Annotated in this window: 22 protein-coding genes; 14 read left to right on the top strand and 8 right to left on the bottom strand. The window is 32.7% G+C overall.

Annotated elements, in window-relative coordinates; all coding sequences use genetic code 11:
- Positions 1 to 201 precede the first annotated feature (201 nt).
- The gene (locus tag ACVC43_RS03470) at positions 202 to 1,416 is read left to right on the top strand and encodes a metallophosphoesterase (RefSeq protein ID WP_452223174.1); all 1,215 of its coding nucleotides are present in this window, start codon (positions 202 to 204) and stop codon (positions 1,414 to 1,416) included.
- Here ACVC43_RS03470 and ACVC43_RS03465 read toward each other — a convergent pair.
- On the bottom strand, positions 1,411 to 2,865 hold the full coding sequence (locus ACVC43_RS03465; RefSeq protein WP_452223173.1) for a CotH kinase family protein: 1,455 nt from the start codon (positions 2,863 to 2,865) through the stop codon (positions 1,411 to 1,413). The two genes, ACVC43_RS03470 and ACVC43_RS03465, sit on opposite strands and share 6 nt — an antisense overlap.
- 238 nt (positions 2,866 to 3,103) lie before the next feature.
- On the opposite strand from ACVC43_RS03465, the gene ACVC43_RS03460 reads away from it, so the two are divergent.
- The 8 genes from ACVC43_RS03460 to ACVC43_RS03425 all read left to right on the top strand — a co-directional run bounded on the left by ACVC43_RS03460 (position 3,104) and on the right by ACVC43_RS03425 (position 9,659).
- On the top strand, positions 3,104 to 3,730 hold the full coding sequence (locus ACVC43_RS03460; RefSeq protein ID WP_452223172.1) for a hypothetical protein: 627 nt from the start codon (positions 3,104 to 3,106) through the stop codon (positions 3,728 to 3,730).
- Positions 3,731 to 3,846: 116 nt separating this feature from the next.
- On the top strand, positions 3,847 to 4,611 hold the full coding sequence (locus ACVC43_RS03455; RefSeq protein WP_452223171.1) for a ParA family protein: 765 nt from the start codon (positions 3,847 to 3,849) through the stop codon (positions 4,609 to 4,611).
- 3 nt (positions 4,612 to 4,614) lie between these two features.
- Positions 4,615 to 5,523 (top strand): ParB/RepB/Spo0J family partition protein, encoded by a 909-nt coding sequence (locus ACVC43_RS03450; RefSeq protein WP_452223170.1) that lies wholly within the window; start codon positions 4,615 to 4,617, stop codon positions 5,521 to 5,523.
- Entirely contained in the window at positions 5,513 to 6,124 is a 612-nt protein-coding gene (locus ACVC43_RS03445) for a DUF5683 domain-containing protein (RefSeq protein ID WP_452223169.1), read from the top strand. The genes ACVC43_RS03450 and ACVC43_RS03445 overlap by 11 nt, the downstream gene beginning before the upstream one ends.
- Positions 6,125 to 6,175: 51 nt before the next feature.
- Positions 6,176 to 6,877 carry a 4-hydroxy-tetrahydrodipicolinate reductase gene (gene dapB, locus ACVC43_RS03440; protein WP_452223244.1) on the top strand — a complete coding sequence of 234 codons (702 nt, stop codon included), beginning with the start codon at positions 6,176 to 6,178 and terminating at the stop codon, positions 6,875 to 6,877.
- Between the two features lie 66 nt (positions 6,878 to 6,943).
- Positions 6,944 to 8,671 (top strand): signal peptidase I, encoded by a 1,728-nt coding sequence (gene lepB / locus ACVC43_RS03435; protein WP_452223168.1) that lies wholly within the window; start codon positions 6,944 to 6,946, stop codon positions 8,669 to 8,671.
- A gap of 55 nt (positions 8,672 to 8,726) precedes the next feature.
- Positions 8,727 to 9,344, top strand: coding sequence for a WbqC family protein (locus ACVC43_RS03430; RefSeq protein WP_452223167.1), 618 nt, complete (start codon positions 8,727 to 8,729; stop codon positions 9,342 to 9,344).
- Entirely contained in the window at positions 9,345 to 9,659 is a 315-nt protein-coding gene (locus tag ACVC43_RS03425) for a DUF6122 family protein (RefSeq protein ID WP_452223166.1), read from the top strand.
- 37 nt (positions 9,660 to 9,696) lie between these two features.
- Here the strand turns inward: ACVC43_RS03425 and ACVC43_RS03420 are convergent, their stop codons facing one another.
- The 7 genes from ACVC43_RS03420 to ACVC43_RS03390 all read right to left on the bottom strand — a co-directional run bounded on the left by ACVC43_RS03420 (position 9,697) and on the right by ACVC43_RS03390 (position 16,387).
- Entirely contained in the window at positions 9,697 to 10,716 is a 1,020-nt protein-coding gene (locus ACVC43_RS03420; protein ID WP_452223165.1) for an endonuclease/exonuclease/phosphatase family protein, read from the bottom strand.
- 11 nt (positions 10,717 to 10,727) lie between these two features.
- A complete protein-coding gene (locus ACVC43_RS03415) occupies positions 10,728 to 11,588 on the bottom strand; it encodes a rhomboid family intramembrane serine protease (RefSeq protein WP_452223164.1) in 861 nt (286 codons plus the stop codon).
- Positions 11,589 to 12,407 carry a rhomboid family intramembrane serine protease gene (locus ACVC43_RS03410; protein ID WP_452223163.1) on the bottom strand — a complete coding sequence of 273 codons (819 nt, stop codon included), beginning with the start codon at positions 12,405 to 12,407 and terminating at the stop codon, positions 11,589 to 11,591.
- A 39-nt stretch (positions 12,408 to 12,446) separates the two neighbouring features.
- On the bottom strand, positions 12,447 to 14,294 hold the full coding sequence (mutL, locus tag ACVC43_RS03405) for a DNA mismatch repair endonuclease MutL (RefSeq protein ID WP_452223162.1): 1,848 nt from the start codon (positions 14,292 to 14,294) through the stop codon (positions 12,447 to 12,449).
- Positions 14,295 to 14,579 (bottom strand): riboflavin synthase subunit beta, encoded by a 285-nt coding sequence (locus ACVC43_RS03400; RefSeq protein ID WP_452223161.1) that lies wholly within the window; start codon positions 14,577 to 14,579, stop codon positions 14,295 to 14,297. It abuts the gene before it with no gap.
- 465 nt (positions 14,580 to 15,044) lie between these two features.
- Positions 15,045 to 15,527, bottom strand: coding sequence for a 6,7-dimethyl-8-ribityllumazine synthase (gene ribH / locus ACVC43_RS03395; RefSeq protein WP_452223243.1), 483 nt, complete (start codon positions 15,525 to 15,527; stop codon positions 15,045 to 15,047).
- 83 nt (positions 15,528 to 15,610) lie between these two features.
- Positions 15,611 to 16,387, bottom strand: a complete 777-nt coding sequence (locus tag ACVC43_RS03390) for a tetratricopeptide repeat protein (RefSeq protein ID WP_452223160.1) — start codon at positions 16,385 to 16,387, stop codon at positions 15,611 to 15,613.
- A gap of 126 nt (positions 16,388 to 16,513) precedes the next feature.
- Here ACVC43_RS03390 and recF point away from each other — a divergent pair, with 126 nt between their 5' ends.
- From recF to ACVC43_RS03365, 5 genes are all read left to right on the top strand, one after another.
- Entirely contained in the window at positions 16,514 to 17,593 is a 1,080-nt protein-coding gene (gene recF / locus ACVC43_RS03385) for a DNA replication/repair protein RecF (protein WP_452223159.1), read from the top strand.
- 20 nt (positions 17,594 to 17,613) lie between these two features.
- Entirely contained in the window at positions 17,614 to 18,030 is a 417-nt protein-coding gene (locus ACVC43_RS03380) for a hypothetical protein (RefSeq protein ID WP_452223158.1), read from the top strand.
- A gap of 41 nt (positions 18,031 to 18,071) precedes the next feature.
- Positions 18,072 to 18,368, top strand: coding sequence for a DUF721 domain-containing protein (locus tag ACVC43_RS03375; protein WP_452223157.1), 297 nt, complete (start codon positions 18,072 to 18,074; stop codon positions 18,366 to 18,368).
- A 121-nt stretch (positions 18,369 to 18,489) separates the two neighbouring features.
- Positions 18,490 to 18,681, top strand: coding sequence for a cold-shock protein (locus ACVC43_RS03370; RefSeq protein ID WP_013870486.1), 192 nt, complete (start codon positions 18,490 to 18,492; stop codon positions 18,679 to 18,681).
- 166 nt (positions 18,682 to 18,847) lie between these two features.
- Complete coding sequence (locus tag ACVC43_RS03365; protein ID WP_452223156.1) at positions 18,848 to 19,039, top strand: cold-shock protein; 192 nt, start codon at positions 18,848 to 18,850, stop codon at positions 19,037 to 19,039.
- Positions 19,040 to 19,047 lie beyond the last annotated feature (8 nt).

Below are 19,047 nucleotides of genomic sequence, written 5' to 3'. Positions count from 1 at the left end.
TAATACCAAAATAGTTGTTAGCTATCAAAACTTATTAAACAAGAAATACAAAACCTCTATTGAATTTTTTTCATACTTGTAACCTAAAACTAAGCGCTCTAACTTCGGAACAATTCTTGTTTCATTGCTTTTTATATCTCCTTAAACAATTTTTTCCTTAAATTGAAATTGAAAAATAACGACGACGATTATTAATAAACAATGAACTTAAATGTTATAAAACATACTAATCCATACGTTATAAGTTTACTTATATGTTTTAACTTTTGTTCTCTGTTTAAAAGTTTTGCCCAAGAAACTAATTTTCTAAAAGCGATAAAAAAGGATAGTGTTTTTATTAAAAAAGAATTTAATAAAGGGCAAAGGGCCTTAGAATTTAATGGCAACGATGGACCTTACATCATTAATGACACGTTATTATATAGCGTAAACACACAAAACAGACTTACAGTAACTCCTTTTTTTAACAGAGACTCTATAGCGGTTATAGTAGATAATAAGGCAAAAGATACCTTTTACATAGGCTTAGAGAAAGGATATACCACACCAAATACCGTTTACAGCAGTCATGATAAGGTGATGGTAATCTCGGATATCGAGGGCAATTTTAATGCCTTTTATAGTTTCCTGTATGCCAATAAAATAATTGACAAGAACTACAATTGGATTTACGGTAATGGGCATTTGGTTTTAGGTGGCGATTTTGTAGATAGAGGCACGAACGTTACACAAGTCTTATGGTTAATTTACAAGCTGGACCATCAAGCAAAAAAACAAAAAGGAACGGTACATTTTATTTTAGGTAATCATGAAATTCTTAACTTTTATGGCGACCACAGGTATAACGATAATAAATACATTAAGGTGGCACAAGAAATTAGCCAGATAGCAGATAAAAAAGAAGCCATTTCATACTTATACTCTAATGAGTCTGAATTAGGCAAATGGCTGGCCACAAAAAATGTGGTTGAAAAAATTGGCTCCTATCTGTTTGTACATGCTGGTTTAAGTACAGATATTTTAAGTTACAATATGGATTTAAAGGCAATAAATGAACGTATACGCTCCCGATTTAATGGTATTCAAGATCCTAAAGATAAAACTCTTAATTTTTTATATGGTGCAAAAGGTCCTTTTTGGTATCGCGGACTTGTAAGAAGCAGAATTCAATACGATAAAATAAAACTGTTTGAACTCGACAAAATTTTAAAGTATTACAATGCCGAAAAAATTGTAGTTGGCCACACACCTGTACCGGAAATCTCAACAGACTTTAATGGTAAAGTAATTAGAACAGATGTATTACATGGCTCCACAAAGTTTTCTGGTGAAACCAAAGGACTACTTATTGAGAAAGGAGTAGAATTTATTGTTGACGATACTGGTAATAAAACCCTTTTACAAAATAAACTATAGGCCATTAAAATGAGTGTCAAGAAAATGCAACCTGTCTTCTATCCACGATTTTAAATATGCATAATGTTCTTCGTTAGAGATTTCGTTTAAATGATTCTCTTTCCATATTAGATGCTCACGCTCATAAACCTTTTGGTTTGTAAACTTAGTATAGGTTTTATCTACTTTATCTAATAGCACATCAGTACTAAAAGCACTTGCTCTCAAGTCTGTCCATCTCTTCTTTAAAGCCTCTTTATAACCATTTGGGTTAAGCGCTATTAATCGATTAAAAAGCCCATTACCCAATACATCCTTGGTCATACGCTCGCGCTTTCCATCTTGAATAATACCCATAACGCCATCTAAATCCCAAGGTATAAAAAAGAAAGGTTCATCTTTATCGTACTTGCCAAGGTAGTAATTCTTGCCCATGTTATCTGTTGCTCTTACCATATTTATAAAAAGGTAATAATCGATAGCATTAGATAGTTTTACATGCTTTTCTATGTGTTGTAAAAACTCCTGATCTGTACCATTAACAACCAAATTTTGAAACGTTGCCAGGTTTTTAAACTCCGATGTATAGTTTATAAAAGGATATTCTGTACGCCAACCATTCCAGTGTGGGAAAAGATTATTAAACTCAGGCGATTTTGTAAAATCTGGTCCACCTTTGTATGAGTTTGCTTTATATAATTCGCCATAAATAGCATCATCAATATGCTTTTTTAACTTTAATTGCTTTCTGTCTACAGATTCAGATAATGCATAAAGCCCATAATATTCATTATTTTTAAAAACCTCAACATACTCCACTTCAAAACCGCTTTTAGCTTTAGGCTCTTTTTCGGCATAATAAGGTTGGTGTATTTTATTCCATATATTAGTTGAAAGCGTAGAGCGTAAGCGTAATGGTTCGTTATATAAACCATCAAGTATCCAATCGTCGTCGTTTCGCATACCTTTAAATTTAACATCTTTTTTTTCTTTAGAAATACTATCTGTCCAAAACTCTAAATCGAACGATTTTTTAGGAAAAGTCAACGATAAATTACCACGATGCCTCACTCCCATTGTGCTTTCTATAAATTCATTAGCATTAAAAAATGAAAAATAACCAGGTATTTTAGATTCATTATCCATAGCTGCACTATTTATGGTAATATGGATTAATGGCATTTTAGTAATATACAGCGTGTAATCGTCTCCATTAGTTACCGTATAGCTGTCTGTGTAAGACAGTGTATTAGCAGAATCTTTTATGGTAAAAACTTCATTAAATTTTAAACTTTTAATGATTTTACTATTGGATAATACAGAATCTAAATTCTTTTGGTGCCAAACAATAATTTTATTCTTTTTATCTATACCATAGCTGCCTTTGGCTGCGGTAATTTCCTGTGCAAAGCTAGTATCTCCGCAACATAAAAAACAAAAAGAAAGTAATGTAAATAATATATGTCTCATGGTGTCTGTAAACGCTATTAATTAAAATGTTAACCAAAATAACTGGTCTTAAGTTATTTATTAAATCAATTTCTATGCCTTAAATATATAAATGGCTTAATATCTAATCTCTCTAACAAAGATAAACATATAGTAGCTTCAAAAGCGTTCTATCTTAAGTTTAACCAACTGTTAACAACTTCATTTTAAAAACCCACTATTAATTGTATTTTTATAACTTTTAAAATCAAAATCATTTATGAATAAAATAAAAACCGATACCAGAAAGATAGAAGCTATTAGAAAAATTACATTTGCATTTCTAATTTTACTTTGTGGTTTTAATGCTTTCGCACAAAAGCAAGGGCAGATTTTTTGTGATGGTGATAAGAACGGAACATATTTCCCATTATTAGATTCAAAAAAATATATTATTTGGGGTAATACCTTTTATGTGGAAGAGATTATTGGAACCAAAACTAAAAATGGAAAAACCTATAAAGAATATTCTCAAACCTGGGAATCTGGAGATGTGGCAAACCTTTTATTAACAGAAAAAAATGGCAATATCCTTCAGTATATTGAAGAAAATGAGGAAGACAAACTAAGGTTACCTTATGATATTAAAGTAGGAAAATCCTGGAAAACAAATAAAGGATTAGTTGCTTATGAAATTACTTCACTTAAAGGAACACTTAAAACACCAGTTTGTAATTACAGTAATCTTTTAGTTTTAAAATCAAGTTTTCAAAATGGTGAATTTATATTTTATTATCAAAAAGGCTATGGTTATATAGGTGCAGCACAAGATGGTGAACTTATATCCTTTGTGGTGCCAAGAGATCCCAAAGAATTAATAGAAGAGTATAAAAACAAAACGAATTAGATAGTCTCTAAACATTAACCAACTGTTAACAACTTCCATTTTCTAAACCCATAAATAATTGTATTTTTACGACCGAACTTTTTTTATGTAGTTCACTATTAAAACCAAATCAATTAATGGGTAAAATAATTGCCATTGCCAATCAAAAAGGAGGAGTTGGAAAAACAACAACTTCCGTTAATCTTGCAGCTTCGTTAGGTGTTTTAGAAAAAAAAGTTTTACTTATAGATGCCGATCCGCAAGCGAATTCCACCTCAGGATTAGGTATAGATGTAGAAACTGTAGAGATTGGTACATATCAACTTTTAGAGCATAGTAATTCTGCTAAAGAAGCAATAGTATCGACCAGCACTCCTAATCTGGATATTATTCCTGCACACATAGATTTAGTAGCTGTAGAAATAGAACTGGTAGACAAAGAGTCTCGCGAATACATGTTAAAAAAAGCATTACAAGAGATAAAGGACGATTACGATTACATTTTAATTGACTGCGCACCATCTTTAGGCTTGCTAACTTTAAATGCGCTAACTGCTGCAGATGCTGTAATCATTCCTATTCAATGCGAGTATTTCGCACTTGAAGGTTTAGGAAAATTATTAAATACCATTAAAAGCGTACAAAAAATACATAATGCAGAGTTAGATATTGAAGGCTTATTATTAACCATGTACGATTCTCGTTTACGTCTCTCTAACCAGGTTGTGGAAGAAGTACAAAAGCATTTTAACGATATGGTTTTCGAGACCATTATACAGCGTAATGTAAAACTTAGTGAAGCACCAAGTTATGGCGAAAACATTATTAATTATGATGCCTCAAGCAAAGGTGCCGCAAATTATTTAAGTTTGGCAAAAGAAATTATTAATAAAAATTCCTAAACAATGGCGAAGGCAACAAAGAAACAAGCTTTAGGTAGAGGACTTTCGGCTTTATTAAAAGACCCGAGCAACGACATACAATCTGTAAAAGATAAGAACGCAGATAAAGTGATTGGTAATATTGTGGAATTAGAGTTGGGTAGCATAGAAATGAACCCGTTTCAACCACGTACCAGTTTTAATGAAGAAGCCCTTAGAGAATTAGCCTCTTCAATTAAAGAGTTAGGGGTTATACAGCCTATAACGGTAAGAAAATTAGGTTTTGAAAAATACCAGTTAGTTTCTGGAGAGCGTCGTTTTCGTGCGAGTAAATCCATTGGATTAGATACTATTCCTGCCTATATTCGTATTGCTAACGACCAGGAAAGTCTGGAAATGGCACTTGTTGAAAACATTCAACGCCAGGACTTAGATCCTATTGAAATTGCGCTGTCTTATCAACGTTTAATCGATGAGATTAATCTTACTCAAGAGCAAATGAGTGATCGTGTGGGCAAAAAACGTTCAACCATAGCCAACTATTTGCGTCTATTAAAACTGGATCCAATTATTCAAACAGGAATGCGTGATGGCTTTTTGTCTATGGGACATGGTCGTGCAATTATTAATATTGAAGATCAAACCGTACAATTAGATATTTACGAGAAAATTTTATCCAATAAATTATCGGTTCGTGAGACAGAAGCTTTAGTAAAAAACTACAACACTACAAACGAAGTAAAAATACCAGCGAAAACTGAAAAAGAAGAATTGCCAAAATTTGTTAAAAAAGGAATGGCTGCATTTTCAGAATACTTTGGGCATAAAATAGACGTTAAAGTATCCAGTAATGGTAAAGGAAAAATTACTATTCCGTTCCATTCTGAAGAAGATTTTAATAGAATTAAAAAGTTAGTCCAAGGTGACAAATAAATTTCTAATTATTGCTTGTTGTTTTCTTTTTTGTCTTTCTGCTTTAGCGCAAGAAAAAAGAGCCAAAAACGAAAACGAAAAAGCTAAACCTATAGAAAACGTACAGGAATTGGTTGTTGTACCAGCAGACACCTCTTTGGTACGCAAAGAAATAGACCCTTTGCGTCCAACAAAAGCCGCTTTCTATTCTGCCGTCTTACCTGGTTTAGGGCAGGCCTACAATAAAAAATACTGGAAAATTCCATTAGTTTATGCTGCTTTGGGTACAGGTATTTATTTTTATGTAGATAATAACAAGCAGTACAATCGTGTACGAGATGCATACAAACGTCGTTTAGCAGGATTTGAAGATGATGAATTTCAAGGTCGCTTAACAATCGAAGGATTGCAGGAAGCGCAAAAATCGTTTAGAAGAAATAAAGAATTATCTTTATTGATAACTGCTGGTTTATATGCTTTAAATATTATAGACGCCAATGTAGATGCGCACTTATTGCAATATAATGTAGATGATAATTTAAGCTTTAAACCACATTATCAAATCGATGAGTTCGATAACACAGGCAAAGTTGGATTAACCATGAGTTTTAAATTAGATTAGAATATTAACAAGATTTTCCGATGTCTCGGAAACTAAAATTTATAATGTTTGATGAAAATCGCTTTACTAGGCTATGGTAAAATGGGAAAAACAATCGAAGCTATTGCTTTACAACGTGGTCATGAGATTGTGTTAAAAACATCTGAAGCTGTAACTACAGGAATTGAAGTTGCAGATATTGCGATAGATTTTAGTGTTCCAGATGCTGCATTTCAAAATATCTCTAATTGTATAAATCATAATATTCCTGTTATTTCCGGAACCACTGGTTGGTTAGAAAAATACAATAACATTGTTGATTTATGTCATCAAAAAGAAGGTGCTTTTATCTATGCATCAAATTTTAGTTTAGGTGTTAATGTATTTTTCGAATTAAATAAAACATTAGCCAAAATGATGTCTGCCTTAAAAGACTACAAGGTTGATATCGAAGAAATCCATCATACCCAAAAATTAGACGCGCCAAGTGGTACAGCCATTACCCTCGCAAAAGATATTGTTGAAAACCACAACAGTTATAAATCCTGGCAATTAGATAGTGACGAAGAAAATGTACTTCCTATTACTGCAAAACGTATTGAACAGGTTCCTGGAACACATAATATTACCTACAAGAGTGAGATTGATACTATTAAGATAGAACACATTGCGCACAGTAGAGAAGGCTTTGCTTTAGGCGCTGTTGTTGCAGCCGAATGGCTCGTTGGAAAAACAGGAGTTTTTACAATGAAAGATGTGTTAAATATTGGTTAACTAAAAATAAAAATGTAACATTTGCTAATGGAAAACCTCCAATAGTAGATATTTAAAATAAAGATTATGACTGGAATACAATGGTTAATTTTTTTCTTGATTATTCAAATAATTCATGGTTTAGCCACTTGGAAATTATACATTAAAGCCGGACGCAAAGCTTGGGAAGCTTTTATTCCTGTTTATAATGCTGTTATTTTAATGAAAATAATTAACAGACCTTGGTGGTGGACTATCCTACTCTTTTTACCTATTGTTAACCTTATTATGTTTCCAGTAGTTTGGGTAGAAACTGCAAGAAGCTTTGGTAAAAATTCAAGATTAGATACCATACTTGCTATTATAACCTTTGGATTCTATAATTTTTATTTAAACTATGTTGCAGAGGTTAATTACATTGCAGACAGAAGTTTAAAACCAAGAAGCAGTGCTGGCGATTGGATTAGCTCCGTTTTGTTTGCCGTTGTTGCTGCTACTATTGTGCATACCTATTTTATTCAGCCATTTGTTATTCCTTCCTCTTCTTTAGAAAAAACACTTTTAGTTGGCGACTTTTTGTTTGTAAGTAAGTTTCATTATGGAGCGCGAGTACCTATGACGACTGTTGCCTTACCAATGGTACACGATTCCATTCCGAAAACTAAAATGAAATCGTATTTATTTAACGATAATTACGAAGAGCGCAATACCTCCTGGAAAAATAAATTACAACTCCCCTACATGCGATTGCCTGGTTTCGAAAAAATAACACGTAACGAAATTGTGGTATTTAATCAGCCAGCCGATACATTGCTGGATATGAACGATTTTAAACCAGACAGAAATTATTACAAACCTATTGATAAAAAAACAAACCTCGTTAAGCGTTGTGTTGGTGTAGCTGGAGATACTTTAGAACTAAAAGAGGGTTATGTATACATTAATGGTAAAAAGAATGTATTACCAGACAGAGCACGATTACAATTCTTTTACACGGTTAAAACAAATGGTGATATTAGACAATTATTTAATAAATATGAAATCACAGAAAGTAGCGGCTACGAGACCTATTACATAGAAAATAAGTATTTAGAAGATCCAAAACTACAAGATTTTATTAGCTCAAGTCAAGATATAGACTTAAAGATTATAAATAAGGATTCTGTTAAAACGGAAGTGTCTGGAAGAGTAACACCAAGGTTTTTTCAGCGTTTAAATATGTCTGTTGCTAAAACCAATTATATTGGTAATATGACGGAGGAGTTAGCTGCACAAGTCGCTAAAGATCCAAGTGTAATTTCTATAGAAAAAGTAAACTCTGAAACTACAGATACGCGTTTATTCCCACAGGATTCAGAATACAGTTTTACAGCCGATAATTTTGGACCTATCTACATCCCTAAAAAAGGAGAAACAATAGATTTAACGATTAAAAACTTCCCTTTGTACAAGCGTGTTATTGGAGAATACGAAAAAAACACCATAACTTCTCGAGGTAATCAGGTTTTAATTAATGGTGAAGTAGCAACAAACTACACCTTTAAACAAGACTATTACTGGATGATGGGAGATAACAGACAGAACTCTATCGATTCCAGATATTGGGGTTTTGTACCTTTCGATCATGTTGTTGGAAAACCTGTGTTAGTTTGGATGAGTTTCGACACCATTAAGAAAAAAATACGTTGGGATAGATTATTTACAACAGTTCATGGCAGTGGTAAAGCCACTTCTTTTTTAATACCTGTACTGTTATTAATTGGTGGTTTAATCGCATTTAATCGTTTTAGGAAGCGTAAGAAAAAGTCTGCTTAGCACGCTTTTATATATGAAATAGATTCCTCCTTCGCAGGAATGACAAAAGCAACAAATGAATATTCTAATCCACCCAACCTATTTCCCTACTATTGCTACTTTTATTGCTATAGTACATGCAAGCGAGGTGGTATTAGAAGTTCAGGATAATTATCAAAAACAAACCTATAGAAATCGTTGTTATATTTATGCGGCGAACGGGAAACTACAACTAAGTATTCCTGTAGTTTACAGCCAGAAGAACAGGCAAAAATACAGTGACGTTAAAATTGCCAACACTTATAATTGGCAAGATAACCATTGGAAATCTTTAGAATCTGCTTACAGAACCTCTCCATTTTTTGAGTTTTATGTAGATGAACTACGTCCGCTTTACACAGAGCATTTCGACACGCTTTTAGAATTTAATCTGAAATGTTTTGAGGTTATTTGCGAGTGTCTCCAGCTTGAGGTAAATGTTTTTAAAACCGAATCTTTTATAAAAGAACCTCAACACACTACAGACTTAAGAGGTTTGGTAAACGCTAAAAAGGAAACACCTGTAAAGGTTTTACCTTATACTCAGGTTTTTTATGGCAAATATGGATTTATAAATAACCTAAGTATTTTAGATTTACTTTTTAACGAAGGCACCAATGCGATTACTTATTTAGAATCGCAAAGTTTATTTTAAATGTTACAACACTTTATACATTACGGTATTCATTATTTGCTGCCTTTAGCAATAGCTTTAGTGTTTTATAAAACACAATGGAAAAAGGCTTATTTAATAATGATTTTAGGTATGCTTATAGATTTGGATCATTTATTAGCAACACCATTTTTTGAAGTGAACCGTTGTAGTATTAATTTTCACCCATTACACAGTTATTATTTAATTCCGTTGTATGTGTTTCTTATTTTTCCTAAGAAAACAAGATGGATTGGTTTAGGCTTAAGTATTCATATTTTAGCAGATGCTGTAGATTGCTGGATGATGAATTTATAATAATGATCACTGAAAATTGATGACTGACAACTAATAATTAAAGACTAACCTTAGTCATCACTGGATAATGGTCTGAATATTCTACATCGTAGGTTTTAAAACTATTAACTTGAAATGCTGGGTCAACCAATACAAAATCGATACGCATTGGAAAGAATTTAAAGTTGTAAGTACGCCCAAAACCATTTCCCGCAGCTTTAAACGTATCTTTTAAATCACCTTTAATATGTTTATAAACATAGGAAAATGCAGTATTATTAAAATCGCCACAAATAATCATTTTATAACGGCATTGCTTTTTATGAAGCAAAAATAATTCGGTTTGAAATTGCTGTATCTTAAAGGTTCGGCCAACACCATTAAAGAGCTTCTCGGATTCCTTTGTGGTTAAATTTTCAACTTTAGGATCTATGCGTAACGATTGCAAATGCACGTTATAAATTCTTATAGTATCTGTTCCCTTAACAATATCTGCAAAAATGGCATTGTTAAATGTGTTTGGAAATTCAATAGAACCAGAATTTACAATGGGATATTTTGAGAAAATGGCTTGACCGTACTTTTTATTCTCTCCCAAAAGCTTTTCATATTTATAATTATAAAAAGATAATTTTGTGCTTTCACGCGGATGGTATTCCTGCATAGACAATACATCTGGCGCTTCGGTTTTAATAAAATTAACCAATTTATCTTCGGTATCTTCCTCTGGAATCCACTTATAGAGATTAAACAATCTTACGTTGTAATTCATGACAGAGATATTATTTTTATCTTCTATCGTCTTTGATTCTGAAAACTTATATAAAGATCCAAACGAAAAATAACCAAGTGCTAAAACAATAAGTGACAGTAATAACTGCTTCTTTATTTTTACCAGCCAATACATAAAAAATAAGGTGTTTAATACAATTAACAGCGGTACACCTAAACCAAGAACAGAAAGGGCTGCGAAGGTTTTTGGAGGTAATAAGGGTAATAGGTAAGAGAGCAATAAAATAAACGCCACAACAGCGTTGCAGAAAAACATGCCTTTTTCAAAAAACTTTAGGTTTTTCATTATTAAACGTCTTATTTTCCTACTTTAAATAAAAACTCTTTTTCTGCTGCTGTTAAACTCTCGTAACCACTCTTACTAATCTTATCGAGAATAACATCTATTTTTTTCTGGTTATTAAACTCTTCAAATTCCCCTTTAGTGAATCCTCCAACTTTAGTTTTATCTTTATGTACCGTTTTAAGCTTTCCCTTTTTTCCAGATTTAAACCAGCCTGAAGCCGTATCTACTGTACGTTCAAAACCTTTTCCAATATCGTTTCCTTTAACTATTTGCTTGGCATAAATATAACCTAAAAGCGCTCCTCCTAAATGTGCTAGACTACCGCCTCCATTAGAACCAAAAAGCCCAATAACATCGAATAAAATAAGTACTGCACCAATGTGCCAGATTTTTATATTCCAATTAATTAAGCGCACTTCGTTGTTAGGCATATAAGTGCAAAGGAAAATAAACAACGCCCTAACCGCTGCACTCGCTCCTATTAAAGGAAAGTATTTGGTTGCAAAATAATCTGGAAAGAGATTAAAGAATAATAAATAAGCTAAACCTCCTGAAATGGCTCCTAAAAAGTAAATATTAATTGCCATTTTAGGTGAAAAAAGATTCATAAACAAGCGTCCGCAAAAATACAACCAAAGCATATTAAATGCTAAATGCAATAATTTATAATGCAAAAAAGAATAAGTTATAATTGCCCATGGCTGTAACAAAGCATCATAAAAATCTGGTGGCAAAACTAAATACGTTAAAACGCCTGTAATAAAGCGTTTAAAAATAAAGACAAACAGAAATATAGCCACATTAAACACTATGAGCTTTTCCAGTATGTTTAAATTGTTAAACTTGTATTTTAAACTTTCTATTTGGTTCATTTAATAAATTCTATACTTGTTAAACGAATTTTTTTTCCAATACCACATTATTAAAAAACCTATAACAGCACCACCAACGTGAGCCATATAGGCCGTATTACTTGGGCTAAAAAACGACTGACCAGTTAAAGCCGAAATAACATCTAATAGAATGATGCCTGGAATAAAATATTTTGCTTTTATTGGAATAGGAAGGAAGATAAGCATTAATTCTGCCTCAGGATTCATAACCCCAAAAGCTGCTAATATTCCCATAATACATCCAGAAGCACCAAGCATGCCTGTATTTGTAATAACATTCATATTAAATAATGCCGAAAAATTTGTTTCGGTTAATAAGCTTTGGCTAATATTATGTTCTGCTAACAACGGTAATAATTGTTTTTGTAATTGTGCTCCAGTGTAACTATTACCATCTCTAATATCGAAATTAACAATCTGGTCTATAAGGTTTTCAGATAAACCCAAATTAGAAATATCGCTCATTAAGGAATAATAATCGAAATAGTAATAACCCAATTGAAATAAAACAGCGCCAAGACCTGCAGCAAAATAAATAATTAAAAACTTTTTGCTACCCAAACGTTGCTCGACTGCGCTACCAAACATCCACAGTGCAAACATATTAAAAAGTAAGTGTGTAAAACCACCATGCATAAACATATGCGTAATAATCTGCCATGGTTTAAAAACATTACTTGTTGGAAAATGAAGGGCAAATAAGTTTCCAAATTGGTTTTCTCCAATAACAAGTGTTGCAACAAACATAATCACGTTAATGATCATTAAATGTTTTACTGTTTCGGTTATTTTTATCATAGTTTATGGCATCCCAAAAACATCAGGATTTTTTTAATTTTACACAAATTTTTTATCCAACTCATCTACCGTCATGGTTATAAATGTCGCTCTGTTAGTTGGTGAAGCATTGGGCTCCTTACACGCAAACAACGAATTTACCAAATGCTCCTGTTCTACAGTTGTTAAACTTTGTCCTGTTTTTATTGCTAAACTTTTAGCTAATGATTTTGCAAGCAAATCTGTAGCACTAAAGTTGCTGTCTGGCACCTCGTTTTCGACATCGCTAATTAATTGTTCTAAAATTATAGACACTTCACTCTCAGGTACGCTAACCGGAACTCCGGTGATTTCTACAAGTTCGTCTTTTATTGTTTGAAAAATAAAACCTGTATGCTCTAAATCGGTTTTAAGCTGATTGATAATTTCGATTTCCTGCGGTGAAAAATGCAACTGTAACGGAAACAACAGTTGTTGACTCATTGCTTCTTTTATTGTCATATTCTTCAGGAAATCTTCGTACAGCACACGTTGGTGCGCACGATGCTGATCGATTAATAGCAAACCAGATTTTATAGTGCTTATTATGTATTTATTATGAAATTGATAGGAGCTTTGCTTCTGCTCTACCTGATTGTCATTATTAAAAATGGAGGCATTTTTATGATCACTCTCAAAATGTACTTCGCCAAAATCACGTTGGTTTTCGTTACCCTTAGACTCTAAACCAACATACAAACCTTCCCAATTACCTGCTGTTTCTTTTCTGTACGAATTTGGATTGCTACTGCTTCTATTATCTGCCTCACTAAACGGATTAAAACTTCTATCTACTTCTATAGAAGGCATGCCTTTTTGTTTGTAGCTGTAAGGCGTATCGAGATTTGCATCGCGTTCAAAATCTAAAACTGGCGCAATGTTAAATTGCCCTAAACTGTGTTTTACTGCCGATCGCAAAATGGCATACAATGTATGCTCATCGTCAAATTTAATTTCAGTTTTGGTAGGATGGATATTTATATCTATGGTTTGTGGGTTTACTTTTAAATTTAAAAAATAGCTTGCGTGTGCTCCATCTTTTAATAAGCCTTCAAAAGCAGAACCAATAGCATGATTAAGATAGGCACTTTTTATAAATCTATCGTTAACAAAAAAGAACTGTTCGCCTCTGGTCTTCTTGGCAAATTCTGGTTTACCAACAAAACCCGATATCTTTAACACCTCTGTATCTTCTTCAACAGGTACTAACTTTTCGTTTGTTTTAGTACCAAAAATATTTACTATGCGTTGTCTATAATTACTTTCGGGCAGGTTAAACGTTTCACTTCTGTTATGAAACATAACGAAACTAATGTTAGGATGTGCCAGAGCCACACGATGAAACTCGTCTATAATATGGCGTGTTTCTACAGCATCCGACTTTAAAAAATTACGTCGTGCAGGAATATTAAAAAACAAATTTTTAACCGCAATCGATGAGCCTTTTGGTGTTACTACAACCTCTTGACTGTTAACTTGGCTACCTTCAATTTCAATACAGGTTCCAACATCTTCATTCTCCTGTTTCGTTTTTAACTCCACATGAGCAATTGCGGCAATACTTGCCAATGCTTCTCCTCTAAAACCTTTGGTATTGAGTTGAAACAAATCATCGGCAGACTTTATTTTTGAGGTAGCATGACGCTCGAAACTTAATCTGGCGTCTGTAACACTCATGCCTTTACCATCGTCTATAACCTGTACGAGGGTTTTTCCGGCATCTTTAATAATTAATTTTATGGATGTTGCACCAGCATCTATGGCGTTCTCTAACAATTCCTTAACTACAGAAGCTGGTCGTTGTACAACTTCGCCTGCAGCTATTTGGTTAGCAACATGATCTGGTAACAGTTGAATGATATCTGCCATTTACAACTTAGAAAAAAATATGGTGAGATCGAAATCGATTATAAATAAGAAAATGAAAATTAAAACAGCAACAATAATCCAAACGCGTTTATTAACCGCTCTATCTGGCTTGTTTTTGTACTCATCAACAGCTCTAACAAAGCGTTGTTTTAAGCCTCCAGAAGCTTCCAATGTTGTGCGTTCATCGTCAAATTTACCTTTCATAGTAAAGGGGCTCCCTTCGCCTTTGTAATAACGAGGCTTGTAATTGTATCGTTTATTTTGTTTAAGTTTTATAAATCCCATGACTACTATAATTTAAATTCCAGATAATACATTATTGCAATAATAATGCCTAATAGCACGAGCAATAAAGGCAAAGTAAATTTTCCTTTTTTTGCGCCCGTTTTTCTGGTTCTTTTCCACTCTGAGGTTACTTCCTGCTTAATATTTTTAGTTTGCAAATCCTTGTCTTCATCTTTAGAAAACCTGGAGTTGTAGCTAAATTTTTTATTTTTTCTTTGATTAAACACGGTGTAATTTAAGTCTGTTGAAATACACTCAAAAGTACTGAAAATACAAAAGAATTAATAGAATGAAGTATTAAAATTTGTTAACATCAGGCAGGAGTTTTAAAACTGAAAAGCTGAAGTTCTGCTAAGAGCTAACAGATGTAACTAATAGTTTTGCTAAAAAAAACACCTAAAACAAATGAAATAATGCTTTATTACAGCAATGATAACTAAGACTGAAACTAAAAAAAATACCAAATTACTGTTTACTCAACACAGCCATTTTAATGGCAGCTACAGCAGCTTCTGTTCCTTTATTGCCATGCTTTCCTCCAGAACGGTCAATAGCCTGTTGCATGTTATTATCTGTTAATACACAAAAAATAACAGGAACGTCATGCAAAACGTTTAAGTCTTTAATGCCTTGAGCTACGCCTTCGCAAACAAAATCGAAATGTTTAGTTTCGCCTTGTATAACGCTTCCTATGGCAATTACAGCATCCACTTTATGCTGTTGCATTCTTTTACAGCCATATATTAACTCAAAACTTCCAGGAACCTCCCAACGTTTAATATTTTCTGGTAATACATCATGCGCCAGTAAAGTATCGTAAGCGCCTTTATATAACCCTTCGGTGATGTTGTCGTTCCATTCTGAAACAACAATCCCAAACCGAAAATGCCTCGCGTTTGGGATTGATGCTTTATCGTATTCCGATAAATTATTATTTACTGTTGCCATATTCATTTCCCAAGGAAATGGGAATCTTTTCAATTAATCTCAACACATTAATAGTATTGAGAACAAAAAATTAATGTTACTATTTAATTAGACATTGCTTGGGCTTTTCCAATAAACACATCAACAGAAGTTGCTTCTGGTGCTGTTGGATAGTTTTCTTTAATGGTATTAAAATAACCTAAAGCTTCAGTCGCTCTCCCTAAATTTAGAGCAGTAATTCCTGCCTTATAATAGTATGTTGGTGCTGTTAATTGGTTAGACCTCATTTTGGCTGCTTTTAAATAGTAATCTAAAGCATTTTCCGGATCGTCTAACTGAATAAACGCATCGCCTATAGATCCTTTAGCCATTGGCCCAGCTGCTTGATCTTCACTTTCAAAAGCATCTAAATGCTTTATAGCGTTTTTATAATCTTTTAAATTTAAGTATGCCATTCCAGCATAGTAGTTTGCTAAATTTGATGCAGGTGTTCCGCTGTATTCTTCAATAATATCTAACATACCAAATTTACCTTCACCACCTTTTAATGACACCATGTATAACGAATCGCTCGATACACCATTAACTGCTTCATTAAATTGCTTTTGTGCAAAGTACATTTCGTTCATTCCTTCTGCACTTGCAGGTTCCTGCACTAATTTTTTATACCCTAAGTATCCTAAAACCAATGCTGCTACAACACCAATAATTATAAAAATATATTTTTGGTTCGCCGCAACAAAATCTTCAGTTTTAGAAGCCGTTTGGTCTAAGGTGTCAAATACCTCAGCAGTTGTTGAGTTTTCACCCAAGTCCTTATCGATAACTTCCTTTTCTTTTTCTGTTTTTGGTTTGTAACCTCTTTTCTTATAAGTTGCCATGTATCGTATTATTTATGCGTGGCAAAAATAAAATATTTCTTCATATATAAAAGCTTATTTATTTGTTATTTTGCAGTCTACATATATTTGTAAAAATAACTGCCACTTCTTTTGTGTAAATAGTCTATGATTTTAAAATCCCTTTCTTTACTTAATTACAAAAATTTTGAGAGTAAATCCTTTACTTTTAACGACACTATAAATTGTCTGGTTGGCAACAATGGCGTAGGAAAAACGAATATTCTGGATGCTATTTACCACCTTTCTTTTGGCAAAAGTTATTTTAACCCAATTGCGTCTCAAAACATTAAACATGATGAAGATTTTTTTGTGGTTAATGGCGATTATAATAAGGAAAATAAATTAGAAAAAATAGTAGTAAGCCTTAAACGCGGTCAAAAAAAAGTAATTAAACGCAATGGTAAGGCGTACGATAAGTTTAGCGAGCATATTGGTTTTTTGCCTTTGGTTATTATTTCGCCTGCAGACAGAGATTTAATTATAGAAGGTAGCGACACACGCCGAAAGTTTATAGACAGCGTGATTTCGCAAAGCGATAAAACCTATTTAGACGATTTAATTAAATACAACAGAGTGCTAGCGCAACGCAACAGTTTGCTTAAATACTTTGCGTTAAACAATACCTTTAATAACGATACCCTTGAAATTTACAATGGCCAGTTAACCAATTATGGCACAGCAATTTTTAATAAAAGAGCCGCTTTTTTAGATACATTTATTCCCATATTTAAGGCAAGATACCAAGCCATTAGTAATGGTAATGAGCATGTGGATTTAGTGTATAAAAGCGATTTATTCGATAAAGATTTAAATGTGCTTTTAGCAGAGGCTATTAACAAAGATAAAGCCATACAATACACGAGCGTTGGCGTACATAAAGACGATTTACTCTTTAATATAGATGCACATCCTATTAAAAAATTTGGAAGCCAAGGACAACAAAAATCGTTTTTAATAGCTTTAAAACTGGCGCAATTCGATTTTATAAAACAACAAAGTGGCGTTAATCCTATTTTGTTATTAGACGATATTTTCGATAAATTAGATGAAGAACGCGTAACCCAAATTATTAAATTAGTAGACGATGAAAACTTTGGTCAGTTATTTATTAGCGACACGCATGCCGAACGTACCGAGAATGCTGTAAAAAAAGTGCATCAGTCTTACGAGATTTTTAAATTATAAGCACCAAGCGAAGAATACAAATGAAACCAATTACCTTTTTACTATTATTTGCACTATTAACAAGCTGCTCTAAAAATCCTGAAACTTTTATAGAACATGTAGATGGGTATTGGGAAATTGAAAGCGTAACATTGGCCAATGGCGCCAAAAAAGAATATACCGTTAATTTAACGGTAGATTTTATTTCGGTTGATGATGACTTAAAAGGATTCCGGAAAAAAATGAGTCCGAAATTAGATGGCACCTTTGAAGCGTCTAATAATGCCGAAGCGCTTCAGTTAAAAATAGAAAACGACAGTTTAAATTTATATTACAACACAGCCTATGCTAAGTGGAAAGAAACTGTTTTATTTGCCAATACACAGCAATTAAAAATTATAAACCAGAATAACGACGTATATTTATACAAACGCTACAACCCTATTATAGTAGAGTAAATTTAACTATTAAAAGACTTCCGTTTACACAGAAGACAACTATGGCAAAACGCAATAACAACATATTAAACATACAGGACGCTTTACAGGACTTTGTAGAAACCAATAAATTAGATAAAGGATTAAACAAAGTAAATGTGCGCGATGCTTGGGCGAAATTAATGGGAAATGGCGTTAATAATTATACTACTGCTGTAGATTTAAAAAACGAAACTCTTTATGTACAATTAAGTTCCAGCACATTAAGAGAAGAATTAAGCTATGGTAAAGATAAAATTGTTACTATGCTAAATGAAGAATTAGGGAAAACAATTATTAAAAAAATTGTTTTAAGATAAGCGTCTTTATTCAATAAATTGATTTTATAAGTTTTTTATTGTTGGTAAAAAAACAAAATAACAGATTGTTAAATATAAAATAGTATCTTTGTTGCTTATTATAAATTAAATTTTTTTTAAAATGGCTCAAGGTACAGTAAAATTTTTCAATGATTCTAAAGGATTCGGTTTTATAACTGAAGAAGGATCAGACAAAGACCATTTCGTACACATCTCTGGTTTAATCGACGAAGTTCGTGAAGGAGATGCAGTAGAATTCGATCTTCAAGAAGGTCGTAAAGGTATGAACGCAGTAAACGTAAAAGTTATATAATTATATATTCAACTTACCTTTTTACAAAGAAAGCTCACTATTTATTTAGTGAGCTTTTTTTTTTGCTTTATATAAAACCCATAATAAATTGATAATTAGTAGGTAATGTAAATTAATGGTATCATATTTGCCACTAATTAAATAATTAATATTAAAATTTATTACAATGAGTAAAGGCACAGTAAAATTCTTCAATGACGCTAAAGGATTTGGTTTCATCACAGAAGAAGGTGTAGACAAAGACCATTTTGTACACATTTCGGGTTTAATTGACGAAGTTCGTGAAGGCGACGAAGTTGAATTCGATCTACAAGAAGGTAAAAAAGGATTAAACGCAGTTAACGTTAAAGTTATTTAATATATACT

It is taken from the genome of Lacinutrix chionoecetis (assembly GCF_053604665.1).
Note: the sequence above shows the minus strand (reverse complement) of the source record. Positions and strands in the feature narration are given on the sequence as shown.